This is a genomic window from Sinorhizobium terangae (genome assembly GCF_029714365.1).
Classification (GTDB): Bacteria; Pseudomonadota; Alphaproteobacteria; order Rhizobiales; family Rhizobiaceae; genus Sinorhizobium; species Sinorhizobium terangae.
In genome coordinates this window covers 3494070-3509492 of record NZ_CP121659.1, presented here as the reverse complement: position 1 = coordinate 3509492, position 15423 = coordinate 3494070, and the positions used below count along the sequence as shown (strand labels likewise).

General features: G+C 62.8%; 12 protein-coding genes. 7 read left to right on the top strand and 5 right to left on the bottom strand.

Annotation, left to right across the window (positions count from 1 at the left end; genetic code table 11):
* Positions 1 to 82 precede the first annotated feature (82 nt).
* Positions 83 to 961 carry a pyridoxal kinase PdxY gene (gene pdxY / locus QA637_RS16580; protein ID WP_153440625.1) on the top strand — a complete coding sequence of 293 codons (879 nt, stop codon included), beginning with the start codon at positions 83 to 85 and terminating at the stop codon, positions 959 to 961.
* Positions 962 to 1176: 215 nt separating this feature from the next.
* Complete coding sequence (locus tag QA637_RS16575; protein ID WP_153440626.1) at positions 1177 to 1824, top strand: carbonic anhydrase; 648 nt, start codon at positions 1177 to 1179, stop codon at positions 1822 to 1824.
* A gap of 217 nt (positions 1825 to 2041) precedes the next feature.
* Here QA637_RS16575 and QA637_RS16570 read toward each other — a convergent pair whose 3' ends face one another.
* Positions 2042 to 2863: a lytic murein transglycosylase gene (locus QA637_RS16570; RefSeq protein WP_153440627.1), complete on the bottom strand. Its 822-nt coding sequence runs from the start codon at positions 2861 to 2863 to the stop codon at positions 2042 to 2044.
* A 200-nt stretch (positions 2864 to 3063) separates the two neighbouring features.
* Complete coding sequence (locus QA637_RS16565; RefSeq protein WP_153440628.1) at positions 3064 to 4098, bottom strand: aspartate-semialdehyde dehydrogenase; 1035 nt, start codon at positions 4096 to 4098, stop codon at positions 3064 to 3066.
* Between the two features lie 546 nt (positions 4099 to 4644).
* Here QA637_RS16565 and QA637_RS16560 point away from each other — a divergent pair.
* Entirely contained in the window at positions 4645 to 6534 is a 1890-nt protein-coding gene (locus QA637_RS16560; protein WP_153440630.1) for an MFS transporter, read from the top strand.
* An 89-nt stretch (positions 6535 to 6623) separates the two neighbouring features.
* Here QA637_RS16560 and QA637_RS16555 read toward each other — a convergent pair whose 3' ends face one another.
* Together QA637_RS16555 and leuB are read right to left on the bottom strand one after the other, a co-directional pair.
* Positions 6624 to 7322, bottom strand: coding sequence for a phosphatase PAP2 family protein (locus tag QA637_RS16555; RefSeq protein ID WP_283062370.1), 699 nt, complete (start codon positions 7320 to 7322; stop codon positions 6624 to 6626).
* Positions 7323 to 7476: 154 nt separating this feature from the next.
* Positions 7477 to 8589, bottom strand: coding sequence for a 3-isopropylmalate dehydrogenase (gene leuB, locus QA637_RS16550; RefSeq protein WP_184108629.1), 1113 nt, complete (start codon positions 8587 to 8589; stop codon positions 7477 to 7479).
* A 378-nt stretch (positions 8590 to 8967) separates the two neighbouring features.
* On the opposite strand from leuB, the gene QA637_RS16545 reads away from it, so the two are divergent.
* A complete protein-coding gene (locus QA637_RS16545; RefSeq protein ID WP_283062368.1) occupies positions 8968 to 9609 on the top strand; it encodes a LysE family translocator in 642 nt (213 codons plus the stop codon).
* A gap of 91 nt (positions 9610 to 9700) precedes the next feature.
* Positions 9701 to 11788 (top strand): M3 family metallopeptidase, encoded by a 2088-nt coding sequence (locus QA637_RS16540; protein WP_283062367.1) that lies wholly within the window; start codon positions 9701 to 9703, stop codon positions 11786 to 11788.
* 107 nt (positions 11789 to 11895) lie between these two features.
* On the opposite strand, the gene QA637_RS16535 is transcribed toward QA637_RS16540, so the two are convergent.
* Positions 11896 to 13068, bottom strand: a complete 1173-nt coding sequence (locus QA637_RS16535; protein WP_283062365.1) for a dihydrodipicolinate synthase family protein — start codon at positions 13066 to 13068, stop codon at positions 11896 to 11898.
* 313 nt (positions 13069 to 13381) lie between these two features.
* Here QA637_RS16535 and QA637_RS16530 point away from each other — a divergent pair, with 313 nt between their 5' ends.
* On the top strand, positions 13382 to 14425 hold the full coding sequence (locus QA637_RS16530) for a LacI family DNA-binding transcriptional regulator (RefSeq protein WP_153436852.1): 1044 nt from the start codon (positions 13382 to 13384) through the stop codon (positions 14423 to 14425).
* Positions 14422 to 15423 (top strand): Gfo/Idh/MocA family protein, encoded by a 1002-nt coding sequence (locus tag QA637_RS16525; RefSeq protein WP_153436851.1) that lies wholly within the window; start codon positions 14422 to 14424, stop codon positions 15421 to 15423. The genes QA637_RS16530 and QA637_RS16525 overlap by 4 nt, the downstream gene beginning before the upstream one ends.

Sequence of the window (15423 nt, the reverse complement as noted above, 5' to 3'; positions counted from 1 at the left end):
CGTCCCTGTCTGGCAGGCCCTGTTGACAGGCCTGTGACAGTCGGGCGATCACACTTTTGATTCGAGGAAATGGAACTGCCCGATGCCCGAAATGCCCGCACCCGGCGCCGTCATCGTCATTTCAAGCCATGTGGTTCGCGGCACGGTCGGCAACCGGGCCGCGGTCTTCGCACTGGAGACGCTCGGGCATCGCGTATGGGCCGTGCCGACGGTGATCCTGCCATGGCATCCGGGTCACGGCCGCTCGACACGGGTGACGATCGCCGACACGGACTTCCATTCGATCGTGAACGACCTCGTCAATGCACGCTGGGCTGGTGAAGTGCGCGCCGTTCTGTCGGGCTATCTCTGCTCGCCGGCCCAGGTTGACGGTGTTGCGCAACTGGTGACGGCGTTGCGCGAGCGCAGTCCCGAGCTGCTATACGCCTGCGATCCCGTCATCGGTGATGGCAACGGCCTTTATGTTTCGGCGGAGATCGCGGCCGCGGTGCGCGACCGGCTGCTGCCATTGGCGACACTTGCGACTCCCAACCGGTTCGAACTCTCGTGGCTCGTCGGGGCAGCACTTGAAACGAATACGGCGATCCTCGACGCGGCGCTCGGTCTCGGACCTTCTCGCATGCTGGTGACGTCGGCGATCCCGATGATGACGGGTGGCACGGGCAATCTTTACCTCTCCGGCAGTCATGCGCTGCTGGCCGAGCATCGACTGGTCGACAATCCGCCGAACGGCACCGGCGATCTGCTTGCCGCCGTGTTTCTGGCGCGGCTGCTCCAGGGGCTCTCCGAAGAGCGGGCGCTGCAGATGGCGACTGCCAGCGTGTTCGAGATCATCGCGCGCAGCGCCCGGCGCGGCGCCGACGAACTGACGCTCGAGCAGGACGCGTCGAGCCTGGCGACGCCCATGGCCATGGTGCAGATGCGGCGCCTCTTGCACCCGAGCCAGGTGCGGAAGAAATAGGCGCGGATATAAAAGAAACGGCTCATAAGCGCGCTTCGCCCTTCCAGGCGCGCCACGGTCGCTGTAACACTTCGACGCTTCGTTGATCCTGCAGCGCCGCGCGTCTCACTCAGACGCGCAAAGGTCGCGGTAGCACTTTGGATTGCTGCATGATTTAAGGAATCATGCAGCAGGGGCGATGGAGCAATGAACGAGTGAGTGACGCGGGGTTATCGATGGATATGCAGGGTTTTCCGGAACATCTTCTAACCGGCTACCGCAACTTCATGAGCGGTCGCTTCAGCGAGCAGCAGCAACGCTACAAGACGCTTGCCGAGAGCGGCCAGAAGCCGAAGACGATGATTATCGCCTGTTGCGATTCTCGGGCCGCACCCGAAACGATCTTCGACAGCGGTCCCGGAGAACTCTTCGTCATCCGCAACGTCGCCAACATGATGCCGCCATACGAGCCGGATGGGCACTATCACTCGACCTCCGCCGCGCTCGAATTCGCGGTTCAGTCCCTGCGCGTCAGCAACATCGTCGTCATGGGACATGGGCGCTGCGGCGGCATCAAGGCGGCGCTCGATCCCGATGCCGAACCTTTGTCTCCCGGCGATTTCATCGGGCGATGGATGAACCTGTTGAAGCCGGCCGCCGAACAGATCCAGAGCAACGATTTCATGACCCAGGCGGAGCGCCAGCGCGCGCTCGAACGTGTGTCGATCCGCAATTCGCTCGCCAACCTGCGCACCTTCCCTTGCGTCCAGATTCTGGAGGCAAAGGGCAAGCTGCAGCTGCATGGCGCCTGGTTCGACATCTCAACCGGGGAGCTCTGGGTGATGGACGCCAAGACCGGCGATTTTGCGCGGCCGGGCATGTGAATTTTCGCCCCTCATCCGGCCTGCCGGCCACCTTCTCCCCGCAAGCGGGGCGAAGGGACTTTGCCGCGTCCTCTCAATCCACTCTCCCGCTTCAAAGGGGGACGAGAGCGCTCAGTTGAACAAGCGAACGCGGCGCCGCGCGTCCCTTCTCTCCGCACGCGGGGAGAAGGTACCGGCAGGCGGATGAGGGGTAAATCGTCGTGACCTGAGGGTCTTCTCAGTAGCCGTCGATCTCGGCGCCGATGATGGCGATTGCCTGCTGATAGACGCTGGCAGCGTTCCATCCCTGGATCGCGGCATAATTGACTTCGCCGGGCTGATAGCCGCCTCCCGGCTGCCAACCATGGCCGCGCAGGAAGTTTGCCGTCGAGGCGAGTGCATCCGCCTTGGAGCGGACCATGTCGATATGGCCGTCGCCATCGCCGTCCACGCCAAATCTCAGGACGTTGACTGGCAGGAACTGGGTCTGTCCGATCTCGCCATGGGCCGCACCCCGCGCAGCCGGGCTCAGGTCGCCGCGCTCGACGAGCTGCAGGGCCGCGTAGAGCTGGTTGGTGAAGTAGTCCGAACGCCGGCAGTCATAGGCAAGCGTCGAGACGGCCGAGAGCGTGTGTTCCTTGCCCATGAACGAGCCGAAGCCGGTCTCCATGCCCCAGATCGCGATCAGCGGACCGGCCGGCACGCCGAAGCGCTGCTCGATGTTGTCGAAGAGCCTGGCGTTCTGCGCCCGCATCTTCTTGCCGCGCGAGATGATCGTCTGGCCGCCACGCTTCTGCATGAACTGATCGAGCGAGAGCTTGAAGCTCTTCTGGCCGCGGTCGGCGCGAATCGTCGCCCTGTTATAGGCAACGCCGGAGAGCGCCTGGTCGATGACCGCGGGGCTGATGCCGTTGCCGGCGGCTTGCTGCTTGAACTCGGCCACCCAGGCCTGAAAGCCGCTGCCGTCATTGCCGCATTGGGCCGCCGCCGCGGTCGAGGAAAGGATCGTCGTTGAAACGAGGGCCGCAAGCCCCGCCACTACGCACTTTGCCCTGTGCATGAAATACCCCATCTGCCCGAACTATCGCTTGTCTTCAAAAAAACGCGCCCGCTTCTGCCGGCCATATTGTTGGCCCCCGCGTCACGGGATGTCCTGTTTCACGTGAATCCGCCCAACACCGGCGGAAGAACCAATGCCAAGCCCCGCGGGGTCCGCTTGCGGACCGGGCGGGGCTTCATTCAATGCTTAAGCGGGGCCGGTCAAGCGGCCTGCTTGCGTGGCTTGACCAGGCCGCGGTTGACGAGCAATTCGGCGATCTGGATGGCGTTGAGCGCGGCGCCCTTGCGCAGGTTGTCGGAGACGACCCACAGATTGAGGCCGTTCTCGACCGTCGCGTCCTCGCGGATGCGCGAAATATAGGTCGCATCCTCACCGGCGCATTCATAGGGCGTCACGTAGCCGCCGTTCTCATGCTTGTCGACAACCAGGCAACCCGGCGCCTCGCGCAGGATCTCGCGCGCTTCGTCAGCGGTAATTTCGTTCTCAAATTCGATATTGACCGATTCCGAATGACCGATGAAGACGGGAACGCGCACGGCAGTGCAGGTCACCTTGATCTTCGGATCGAGCATCTTCTTGGTTTCGGCCAGGACCTTCCACTCTTCCTTGGTGTAGCCGTCCTCCATGAACACGTCGATGTGCGGGATGACGTTGAAGGCGATGCGCTTCGTGAACTTCTTGCTCTCGATCGGGTCGGCAACAAAGACGGCGCGGGTCTGGTTGAAGAGCTCGTCCATGCCATCCTTGCCGGCGCCGGACACCGACTGATAGGTGGAAACGACGACGCGCTTGATCGTGGCGCGGTCATGCAGCGGCTTCAACGCGACGACGAGCTGGGCCGTCGAGCAATTCGGGTTGGCGATGATATTCTTCTTCGAGAAAAGCGTGATCGCATCGGGGTTGACTTCCGGGACGATCAGCGGGACTTCGGCGTCGTAGCGCCAGGCGGAGGAATTGTCGATGACGACGCAGCCCTGCTGGCCGATCTTCGGCGAATACTTCTGCGAAACCGCGCCGCCGGCCGACATCAGGCAGATATCGGTGTCGGAAAAATCATAGGTTTCGAGGTTGGAGACCTTCAGCGTCTTGTCGCCATAGGAAACTTCGGTACCGATGGAGCGCGACGAGGCGAGCGCCACGACTTCGTCCGCGGGAAAACCGCGTTCCGAAAGGATGTTCAGCATCTCCCGGCCGACATTGCCGGTGGCGCCTGCGACTGCAATCTTGAAACCCATGATCTAAGCTCTCTTTCTGTCTCTCCTCGTCTGGTGGAGGGGGAAGCCGCGCGGAACGCCCGCGAGGTTTCCTGTCCCCGGCCGGACCGGGGAGAGAGCGGAGGGCCAGAGACGTCAGACGGTTTTCGTCGTCGTTTTGGCCGTTGTTTTGCTAGCGAGCGAGAAATGGCGAGCCTCTCCGGCAGGTACCGGCAAGATCAGCGCAGCGATGGACGGACCGTTCGGTCGCATGGCAGTTTCCTCGTTCGCCGCTGCTCATACGCGGTTTTCGGCAAGAGTCAAGCCGCGGCCCTTGTCCGCCACCATAGCTTCCCGGCCATCAGCGCCGAAAGTGCGGGAGCCGCGCCGCACTTTTGCGTGATCCCCCCCGGCGGCGCGCCCGATCGCCGCATTAGACCAAAGTCATAAGCCGAAAGCATCGCTGCCTCGCGCACTACTTTTCTGACATCTTCATACAAGGCGCACCACGTCCGGATGTTCAGGGAGGAACGTCGGATCGGGGAATGGGCGCTCCAATATGCCAATTTGGAGTGGAGGATCATCAAAATGGCAAATGTCGCAACCGTGGACGGCGCAAAAGCCGGCCCCATGACCGGTGAGGAGAGGAAAGTTATCCTCGCTTCGTCGCTCGGTACCGTCTTCGAATGGTACGATTTCTACCTTTATGGTTCGCTTGCTCTTTATATCGGCGCGACCTTCTTCAGCCAGTATCCGTCCACAACGCAGTCCATCTTCGCGTTGCTCGCTTTTGCGGCCGGCTTCCTGGTGCGCCCGTTCGGCGCGCTTGTTTTCGGCCGTCTCGGCGACCTCGTCGGCCGCAAATATACGTTCCTTGTCACCATCCTGATCATGGGTCTGTCGACCTTCCTGGTCGGTGTCCTGCCGGGTTCGGCCTCCATCGGCATCAGCGCGCCGATCATCCTGATCGGTCTGCGCCTGCTGCAGGGCCTGGCGCTTGGCGGCGAATATGGCGGTGCCGCGACCTACGTTGCTGAACACGCACCGCACGGGCGCCGTGGCTACTTCACCTCGTGGATCCAGACGACGGCAACGCTCGGTCTCTTCCTGTCGCTGGTGGTGATCCTGCTCGTGCAGTTCGCGGTCGGCAAGGAAGCCTTCGCCGAGTGGGGCTGGCGCGTGCCGTTCCTGCTTTCCTGCGTGCTTCTCGGCGTTTCCGTCTGGATCCGCCTGAAGATGAACGAATCGCCCGCCTTCAAGAAGATGAAGGAAGAGGGCAAGGGCTCGAAAGCGCCTCTGACGGAAGCCTTCGGCCAGTGGAAGAATGCCAAGATTGCCATTCTGGCACTCTTCGGTGCGGTGGTCGGCCAGGCGGTCGTCTGGTACTCGGGCCAGTTTTACGCGCTTTTCTTCCTCACGGGCGTCCTGAAGGTGGACGGCCAGTCGGCCAACCTGATGGTGGCCGCATCGCTGCTCATCGGCACTGGTTTCTTCGTCGTCTTCGGCTGGCTGTCGGACAAGATCGGTCGCAAGCCGATCATCATGGCGGGCCTGCTGCTTGCCATGCTCACCTACTTCCCGCTGTTCAAGGCGCTGACCTGGGCCGGAAACCCGGCGCTTGCCGAGGCCCAGGAGAATGTCCGCGCCACGGTTACGGCGGCTCCCGGCAACTGCAATTTCCAGTTCAACCCGACAGGCGTGCAGAAGTTCACGAGCTCGTGCGACATCGCGACTGCTTTCCTGACCAAGAACTCCGTTCCCTATGACGTCGTGAGCACTGCGGCGGCGGGAACACCGGCGACCGTCAAGATCGGCGAAACGACGATCACCAGCTACGATGCGATTGCCGCCGGCGACAAGGCGAAGGCCGAGGACGCGGCCTTCAGCAAGCAGGTCAACATGGCGCTGCAGGCCGCCGGCTACCCGCTCGTGCGCGGTGTCGCCAAGGTGCCGGATTCCAAGCTCGACGCCTTCGTCGCGGCCAATCCGGAACTGGCGCTTGACGCCGCTGCTGTCCGCGCTGGCGAAAAGGCCATGGTACCGGCCGACAAGCTGGTTGCCGACAAGCTGCTGACGAAGGAAGAAGTCGGCGGCGCCAAGGAAATGGCGGTCTATGCGATCGACAAGGGCGGCGCCTTCACGATGGTGGCCGATCCGGCCCGCGTCAACTGGACGACGATCATCGCCGTGCTGAGCGTCCTCGTCATCTATGTGACGATGGTCTACGGCCCGATCGCGGCTCTGCTGGTCGAGCTCTTCCCGACCCGTATCCGCTACACCGGCATGTCGTTGCCCTACCATATCGGCAACGGCTGGTTCGGTGGGCTGCTGCCGGCAACGGCCTTCGCGATGAGCGCGGCCCGGGGCGACATCTATTACGGCCTCTGGTATCCGATCGTCTTCGCCGGCATCACACTGGTCATCGGCCTGTTGTTCCTGCCCGAGACCAAGGACCGCGATATCCACGCCATGGACTAAATCACGATGCGGGATGCGGGCGGAGAGCCCGTTCCTCATCCCGCCGGCGAACTCTCCTGACTCCGGCGCGGTCTTCCGCGCCGGCTTTTTTATTTTTCCTTTTGCTGGGAAATCGCTCTTTTCGGCGCCGGCCAGCCGCCTGCGTCCAGCCGGAAGAGCCAGCCTTGCCGGGCAAAAACGAAGGCGACCATAATCGCGACCCAAAGACCGAGCAGCAGGCCGGCGGCGACATCGCTCGGATAGTGCGCGCCGACGATCACCCGCGAGACGCCGATCGCCAGCGCCAGGATCAGAAACACGGGCCTCAACTGCGGCATCAGCATCGCGAAGGCACCGAACAGGGCGCCGGCGGCCGTTGAATGACCCGAAGGGAAGCTTTCAAACAGCCGGTCGCTCGTGAAGGGCGTGAGGCTGTAGGCGCCGTATTCAGCGAAAAGTTCCGGGCGTGCGCGGCCGATCAGGAATTTCAGTCCATGCACCACCGTGCTTGCCGTGCCGATCGTCAGAAGAAAATAGGCGGACAGATTGCGCGCGGTTCGAGCCTTGTGCCGAAGCGCGTCCTGATGCGCCGTACGTCGGACAATGAAGGCGACGAGCAGAAGCAGGGCCGACGTGTAGATCATCCAGGCCGCGCTGCCGATATCGGTGATCTCCCGGTTGAACTCGACGATCTCGTCCGGCAGGTTCTGAGCCCAATGCGACAATTGCGGATCGAAGGGGACGAATGCGAGCACGAGCAGCAGCGTCGTCAGGAAGATCCAGGCTGTGGAAGCAAGCGGTTGATTCATATCCGACCTGTTCGGCATCCTCCTGCATGTGAAGCCGATCGCGACGAAATCAAGACCCGAATGAAAAACACCTCCGGAAGCGTCTCCGGAGGTGTTTTTGTCGAACCTCATCGGCGTGAGCCGAAGGAAGAACGTCAGGCGTCGTTGTGCCGGATCAGGCCGAAAGCGCCTTGAACTCGGCGAGGATCGCGTCGCCCATCTCGGTGGTGCCGACCTGGCGAGCGCCTTCCGCCATAATGTCGCCGGTGCGGATGCCCTTGTCGAGCACGTTGGCGATCGCCTTTTCGAGGTTGTCGGCTTCCTTCACGAGGTTGAAGGAATAGCGCAGGCACATGGCGAAGGAGGCGATCATGGCGATCGGGTTGGCAATGCCCTTGCCGGCAATGTCCGGTGCCGAGCCGTGCACGGGCTCGTAGAGCGCCTTGCGCTTGCCGGTCTTCGGATCCGGCGCGCCGAGCGAGGCGGAAGGCAGCATGCCGAGCGAACCGGTGAGCATGGCGGCGACGTCGGACAGCATGTCGCCGAAGAGGTTGTCGGTGACGATCACGTCGAACTGCTTCGGCTGGCGCACCAGCTGCATGCCGCCGGCATCCGCCAGCATATGCTCCAGTTGCACATCGGCATATTTCGCCTTGTGCGTTTCGGTCACGACCTGGTTCCAGAGCACGCCCGATTTCATCACATTGCGCTTTTCCATCGAGCAGACACGGTTGTTGCGCGTGCGGGCGAGTTCGAAGGCAACGCCGGCGATGCGCTCGATCTCGTAGGTATCGTAGACCTGCGTGTCGATGCCGCGCTTCTGGCCGTTGCCGAGGTCGATGATCTCCTTCGGCTCGCCGAAATAGACGCCGCCGGTCAGTTCGCGCACGATGAGGATATCGAGGCCTTCGACCAGCTCCGGCTTCAACGAGGAGGCGTTGGCAAGCGCCGGATAGCAGATGGCGGGCCGCAGGTTGGCGAAGAGCTCCAGATCCTTGCGCAGGCGCAGCAGACCGGCTTCCGGCCGCACCTCGTAGGGTACCGCATCCCACTTCGGTCCACCGACGGCGCCGAAGAGCACGGCATCGGCGGCAAGCGCCTTCGACATGTCCCCTTCCGAAATGGCCGCGCCATGGGCGTCATAGGCCGAGCCGCCCACAAGGCCCTCGTCCGTCGCGAAGCCGGCGCCAAGCTCGGCATTCATGTAGGCGATGATTTTGCGGACTTCCGCCATGGCTTCCGGGCCGATGCCGTCGCCGGGCAGAAGGAAGAGTTTGCGCACAGTCATGGATAGTCCTTCTCAAGGGGAAACTCGGGCGCGTTCTTAGCGCAACTTCGTATCGAGGGAAATCTTTGTAACGAAAGATTTGTGCGCGGCGCGGCGGGTTCCCCGCGAAACAGGCGTGCTCGTCCGCCTGTGAGAAGGTGTTGGGCGACACCAGTTCCGGGTCGCGCAAAGGCGAAAGAAAGTCCCATGCGCAAATTCGTTCGGGCCGTTGCGGACCTGATCCGCGCTACGATCGACGCCCTCACCTTCCGCAACCCATCACGTGGCCGCTGATGATGCCACAAAATGCGGTGTCGCGCCGCCGTTTCACGATCCATTTCCGCTTGACGGAGTAACTGCCGGACGCTCGAATGGCCGGACTCTAAACGGGGATTCCAGATGTCCGAGACGCTTCTTGTCAGTGCCTTTCTCGCCGCGCTTTCCTATGCGCTGATCCCCGGCCCCGCCTTTCTGGCGCTGCTCGGCATCGGTGCTGGCCAGGGCCGGAAGGCCGGTGCGCTGTTCATGGGCGGGCATCTCGCCGGCGACATCGTCTGGTCGACGCTGGCGCTTGTCGCGATCGTCGGTGCGCGATCGATCGGCACGGCAATCTTCGACATTCTCGGCCTGTTCTGCGGCGCCTATCTCGCCTGGATCGGCTGGACCGCCCTTCGCGCCCGGCCGAAGGGCGAGAATCGCGCCCTGCTGACGGTGGAGCGACCGCTGCGCCGCGGGCTGATTTTCGGGCTCACCAATCCCAAAGGCTATCCGGTGGCACTGGCGACCTTCACGGCGCTGCTTGCCGGTTCCGCCAATGCGCTCGAGTTCAACGCCTTGCCGATGCTGCTCGCCGTGTCGCTCATCGGGTTCCTCGTCGCCGACGTGATTTTGATCGCGATCATCGGCGCGTCCGTCGTGCGCCGCTTCTATCGCCGTCACGAACTGGCCATTGTCCGGCTTTCCGGCCTCCTGTTCATCGGTTTCGCCGCGCAGGCGGTCTGGCATGCGGCGCCCGGTCTTTTCGGGGTGCGCAAGCCTTGACGTTGATCAGGTTGCCAACCACTTCAAACGTCTCCGCCGGCACGCCGATGATCTCCTGCGTCCGCCGGTCCTGCATGCGAAAGGAATTCTCATGACTGCAAGCGCTTCGGTCAACCCTGCCCTGGTGAACTGGACCGGACACGAAGGCCTGCCGCGCTTCGATGCGGTGAAGGACGAAGATTTCGCGCCCGCCTTCGACGCGGCACTCGCAGCCCATGAAGCGGAGATCGATGCGATCGCCCATAATCCGGAAGCGCCGACCTTCGAAAACACGGTCATCGCCCTCGAAATCGCCGGAGACGAGCTTTCTCGTGTCTCGGCGCTTTTCTGGAACAAGGCCGGCGCCCATACCAACGACGTGATTCAGGCCCTCGAGCGCGAGATCGCGCCGAAGATGTCGCGGCATTATTCGAAGATCGGGATGAATCCGGCCCTGTTCAGCCGCATCGACACATTGTGGGAGAAGCGGGAAGAGCTCGGCCTCGACCTTGAGGCGATGCGTGTCCTCGAGCGCCACTGGAAGGGCTTCGTCAAATCGGGCGCCAAACTCGACAAGCCTGAGCAGGAGCGGCTTGCCGCCATCAACGAGAAACTTGCCGGCCTTGGCGCCAAGTTCGGTCAGAACGTGCTTGCCGACGAGAAGAACTGGGCCCTGTTTCTGACGAGCGAGGAGGAACTCGCCGGCCTTCCGGAGTTCCTCAAGGATGCCATGGCGGCCGCCGCCCGCGACCGAGGCGAAGACGGCAAATATGCGGTCACCCTCTCGCGCTCGATCATCGAACCGTTCCTGACCTTCTCCGACAATCGCGAGCTTCGCGAGCAGGCCTTCAGGGCATGGACGGCCCGCGGTGAAAACGGCGGTGAGACCGACAACCTCGGTATCATCGCCGAGACGCTGTCGCTCCGGGCCGAGAAGGCAAAGCTGCTCGGCTACGAGAATTTCGCGGCGCTGAAGCTCGATGACACCATGGCAAAGACTCCTGATGCCGTGAACGGGCTGCTGATGCAGGTCTGGGAAAGGGCTGTGGTGCGCGCCCGCGAGGAAGAGGCGGATCTTGCCAAGATGATCGCCGCCGAAGGCCGCAATCATGAGGTCATGCCCTGGGATTGGCGCCACTATGCGGAAAAGCTGCGCGCCGAAAAGTTCAGCTTCTCGGAAAGCGAGCTGAAGCCCTATCTCCAGCTCGAGAAGATCATCGACGCCTGCTTCGATGTTGCCCATCGCCTTTTCGGCGTGACGGCCACGGAGAAGAAGGGCGTTCCCGCCTATCATCCCGATGTGCGCGTCTTCGAGATACGCGACGCCTCCGGCAAGCTGGTGGCGCTGTTCCTCGGCGATTACTTCGCCCGTTCCTCCAAGCGTTCCGGCGCGTGGATGAGTTCATTCCAGTCGCAGCACAGGCTGAAGCTGAAGAATGGCGGCATCGGCGAAATCCCGATCGTCTACAATGTCTGCAACTTTGCGAAGCCGGCCGACGGCAAGCCGGCGCTGCTCTCGATTGACGACGCGCGCACGCTGTTCCATGAATTCGGCCATGCCCTCCACGGCATGCTCTCCAACGTCACCTACCCGTCCGTCTCCGGCACCGGCGTTTCGCGTGATTTCGTCGAGCTGCCTTCGCAGCTCTACGAGCACTGGCTGACGGTGCCGGATATCCTCAGGACCTATGCGGTGCACTATCAGACCGGCGAGCCCATGCCGCAGGCCCTGCTCGACAAGGTGCTGGCGGCGAGAACCTTCAATTCCGGCTTCGCAACCGTCGAATTCACCTCCTCGGCGCTGGTTGACATGGCCTATCACACGGCGGAAACGCTCCCCGAGCCGATGGCGCTGGAAGCGGCGACGCTGGAAAGGATCGGCATGCCGAAGTCGATTGTCATGCGCCATCGCAGCCCGCATTTTCTGCACGTCTTTTCCGGCGATGGTTATTCCGCCGGCTACTATTCCTACATGTGGTCGGAGGTGCTCGACGCCGACGCCTTCGCCGCCTTCGAGGAAACCGGGAATCCGTTCGATCCGCAGACCGCGCAGAAGCTCAAGGACAACATCTATTCGGTCGGCGGCGCCATTGATCCGGAGGATGCCTACAAGGCTTTCCGCGGTAAGCTGCCGGATCCGGACGCGATGCTGAAGAAGAAGGGGCTGGCGGCTGTAGCGCCGCCCTCGCCCGCCACTTAGATCACGATGATTTAGGTCGAATCGACCTAAATCATAAACGTGATCGATTCTAATGAGTTAGAGAGCGGGATGCGGGCGGAGAACCCTCGGACTTTCCTCGTCCCGCTCTAGTCCGCCTGCTCGACGCCGAGGACGGCGAGAAAATTGCGCATCCGCGCCACTGCCAACTCCGGCTTGTCGAGCACATTGGCGCGGTCAGCCAGCCGGAAGATGTCAGCATAGTGCAAGAGCCCGCGGGCGGACTGCAGGCCGGCCGGCAGGGTGAAATGGCGCTGGTGGCCGTTCAGCCAGGCGAGGAAGACGACGCCGGCCTTGTAGTATTGCGTCGGCGCCTCGAAGATCTTGCGCGACAAGGGCACCGTCGGCTCGATCACACTGCGGAAGGTGGTGAGATCGCCGTCTGCCAGGGCGGCAAGCGCCTTTGAAGCCGAGGGCGCCACGGCGTCGAAGATGCCGAGCAGCGCATGGCTGTATTTCTGGCCGTCCCCCTCGATCAGTTCCGCATAGTTGAAATCGTCGCCGGTGAAGCAGAGCACGCCTTCTGGAAGGCCGTTGCGCAGCGCCACTTCCTTGGCGTTGTCGAGCAACGATATCTTGATGCCTTCGACCTTGGCGCTGTTCTCGGAGATGATCGACAGTACCGTTTCCAGCGCTTCCTCGAAATTCTCCGATCCCCAGTATCCCCTTAGCTGTGGGTCGAACATGTCGCCAAGCCAGTGAAGCACCACCTTGTCCTTGGCCTGGCGCAGGATATGGCCGTAGACACGGCGGTAGTCGTCGGTCGATCGTGCAATGCGGGCGAGAGCGCGGCTCGCCATCATGATCGCCCGGCCGCCCTCACCCTCGACGAATCCGATCTGCTCCTCATAGGCGGCGATGACGTCCTCGATCGAGCGCGCCGCGTCCGGAGAAAGATGGTCGGTGCCGGCGCCGCAGGCGAGATCGGCGCCCGCAACACTCTTCGCCTCGGCAAGCGAACGGCGGATCAGCTCCTGCGCGTCGGCCCAAGCAAGCCCCATGCCGCGCTGGGCAGTGTCCATCGCCTCGGCGATGCGGAAGCCGAGGCTCCAGAGGTGATGGCGAAAGGCCATCGTCGCTTCCCAGTCGATTGCCGGCCTTCCCCAAGGATCGCTGTCACGCAGCGGATCGGAAACGACATGCGCGGCCGCATAGGCGATGCGGTTGAAAGTCGGGACACTCGTGGGCCGGGCGATCGGCGTCCCCTGGAGCCGGTAGGTTTCTAGCGAGCCGTCTTGGCGCGGCAGGAGCAGGCTGGTCATGAGCGTGAATCCTCCTCAGGTTTGCGCCATGGAATAATTTAGAACGTTCCAAATATCAAGTTCGAAAATCAGCCACCGCATCTGATTGCGATCGTTTTAGATCCCGTCAAAGGCCGGCGCCTTTCATGTGGAAGGGTCGTCATGCTACCTAAGTGTCGAAAAAACAAGCGTATTTTCCGTTTAGCGTCGCGCTGACTGGTTCCCCAGAGCCAAGTACAGGGCCGTAAAAATGTGAACAAAAGCCTCTTGACGAAATTGGAACGTTCCAATTATTAAGTGGGAGAGAGATGAAATGCAGGTCGGGAGGATATTGATGGCAAAGGAGCGGGTGACGGTTATCGACATTGCGCGCGCCGCTGGCGTGTCGAAGTCGACCGTGTCGCTCGTCCTGCAGGGCAGCTCGCTGGTCAACGAGGCGACGCGGGCCAAGGTGAACGCGGTGATCCGCGAGCTCGGCTATGTCTACAATCGCAGCGCCGCCAACCTGCGCCAGGCGACATCGAAGATCATCGGCATCGTCGTTAACGACCTGACCAACAGCTTCTTCGCGGAACTCGCCGTCGGCGTCGATGCCGTGGTGCAGTCCGCGGGTTTCGTGCAGTTCCTTGCCAACACCGGCGAGAAGAGCGAGCGCCAGCGCGAGGTCATCGCGTCGATGCGCGAGCATGGCGTGTCAGGGCTCATCATCTCGCCGGCGCGCGGAACGGAAGCCGCCGATCTCGCGCCGCTCGTCGAGAGCGGCATTCCCGTGGTGCTCGTCGTGCGCGACATCGCCGGCGCGGGCGTTTCATCGCTGATCTCGGACAATCGCGCCGGGGCGCTGGCGGCGGTCCGCCACCTGATCGCGCGCGGCCATCGCCGCATCGCCTTTCTGGGCGGCTTTGCCGATACCGCGGTCTTCGAGGCGCGCGTGCGCGGCTATCGCGATGCGCTCCGCGAGGCGGGCCTTAACGCGGGAGATGACCTTGTGATCGGCTCCGCGCCGTCGCGCGCCGGCGGCGTGACTGCGATCGAACAGGCAATGATGCTGGAGGAGCGGGCGACCGCGGCGCTCTGCTTCAACGATGCCGTCGCCTTCGGGGTCTGCGACGGGCTCAGGGCGCGGCGGCTGGAGCCGGGCGCGGATTTTGCCGTGATCGGCTTCGACGACGTCATCGAGGCGAAGACGGCGGTGCCTGCGCTCACCACGGTCTCGGTCGATCCGCAGGGCATGGGCGAGCGTGCTGCGGAATTGCTCTTGAAGCAGATCAAGGCGGGCCGGGCGGAGCCGGAGGCAATTGTCAGTCCGGTGCGGCTCGTCGTTCGCCAGAGCTGCGGTGCAGCGATCGAACGAAGATTGAAGGAGGTTTCGTCATGATTCGCTGGGGATTGATCGGTGCGAGCACGATCGCGCACGAATGGGTAATCGGCGCCATCCGCGCCGCGGGCGGAGAGGCTGTTTCGGTGATGAGCTCCAGCGAGGAGCGCGGCCAGGCCTATGCTGCGGAAAACGGCATCGCCACGGCCGTCACCAGCGTCGCGGATCTTGTCGGCGATCCGGACGTCGATGCGGTCTATATCTCCACCACCAACGAACTGCATCACGACCAGGCGCTGGCGGCAATCCGTGCCGGCAAGCACGTGCTCTGCGAGAAGCCGCTGGCGATGAACCTCAATGACGCCTGCGAAATGGTGCTCACCGCATGCGAGGCCGGTGTCGTGCTCGGTACGAACCACCACTTGCGCAATGCCGCGACCCATCGCGCCATGCGCGACGCAATCGCCGCTGGCAGGATTGGTCGGCCGATCGCCGCACGTGTCTTTCATGCCGTCTATCTGCCGCCGCATCTTCAGGGCTGGCGGCTCGACAGGCCGGAAGCGGGCGGCGGCGTCATCCTCGACATCACCGTGCATGACGCCGACACGCTGCGCTTCATCTTGAACGACGACCCGATTGAGGCCGTGGCGATCAGCCACAGTGCCGGCATGGGCAAGGAGGGGCTGGAAGACGGCGTGATGGGGGTCCTACGCTTCCGTTCAGGCGTCATCGCCCAGTTCCACGATGCTTTCACGACGAAATATGCCGAGACCGGTCTTGAAGTGCATGGCACCGAAGGCTCGCTGATCGGCCGCAACGTGATGACGCAGCGGCCGGTCGGCACCGTCTTGCTGCGCAACGAAGAGGGCGAAAGCGAACTGCCGCTCGACCACAGCAATCTCTACGAAACGGCGCTTTCCGCTTTCCATGCGGCAATCGAAGGCAAGGGCGCCCCCACCGCCACCGGCGAAGACGGCGTTTGGTCGCTGGCGACCGGCCTTGCAGTGCTCAAGGCGGCGGCGACTGGCACGGCCGCGGCAATCGAAACGGGACTTTGA

What these genes read in the sequence shown, in the direction of transcription:
- QA637_RS16525 (WP_153436851.1), top strand. Translation starts at nt 14,422, where the DNA reads ATGATTCGCTGGGGATTGATCGGTGCGAGCACGATCGCGCACGAATGG.
- QA637_RS16565 (WP_153440628.1), bottom strand. Translation starts at nt 4,098, where the DNA reads ATGGGTTTCAAGATTGCAGTCGCAGGCGCCACCGGCAATGTCGGCCGG.
- QA637_RS16540 (WP_283062367.1), top strand. Translation starts at nt 9,701, where the DNA reads ATGACTGCAAGCGCTTCGGTCAACCCTGCCCTGGTGAACTGGACCGGA.
- QA637_RS16560 (WP_153440630.1), top strand. Translation starts at nt 4,645, where the DNA reads ATGGCAAATGTCGCAACCGTGGACGGCGCAAAAGCCGGCCCCATGACC.
- QA637_RS16530 (WP_153436852.1), top strand. Translation starts at nt 13,382, where the DNA reads ATGGCAAAGGAGCGGGTGACGGTTATCGACATTGCGCGCGCCGCTGGC.
- QA637_RS16535 (WP_283062365.1), bottom strand. Translation starts at nt 13,068, where the DNA reads ATGACCAGCCTGCTCCTGCCGCGCCAAGACGGCTCGCTAGAAACCTAC.
- QA637_RS16575 (WP_153440626.1), top strand. Translation starts at nt 1,177, where the DNA reads ATGGATATGCAGGGTTTTCCGGAACATCTTCTAACCGGCTACCGCAAC.
- QA637_RS16570 (WP_153440627.1), bottom strand. Translation starts at nt 2,863, where the DNA reads ATGCACAGGGCAAAGTGCGTAGTGGCGGGGCTTGCGGCCCTCGTTTCA.
- QA637_RS16555 (WP_283062370.1), bottom strand. Translation starts at nt 7,322, where the DNA reads ATGAATCAACCGCTTGCTTCCACAGCCTGGATCTTCCTGACGACGCTG.
- QA637_RS16545 (WP_283062368.1), top strand. Translation starts at nt 8,968, where the DNA reads ATGTCCGAGACGCTTCTTGTCAGTGCCTTTCTCGCCGCGCTTTCCTAT.
- leuB (WP_184108629.1), bottom strand. Translation starts at nt 8,589, where the DNA reads ATGACTGTGCGCAAACTCTTCCTTCTGCCCGGCGACGGCATCGGCCCG.
- pdxY (WP_153440625.1), top strand. Translation starts at nt 83, where the DNA reads ATGCCCGAAATGCCCGCACCCGGCGCCGTCATCGTCATTTCAAGCCAT.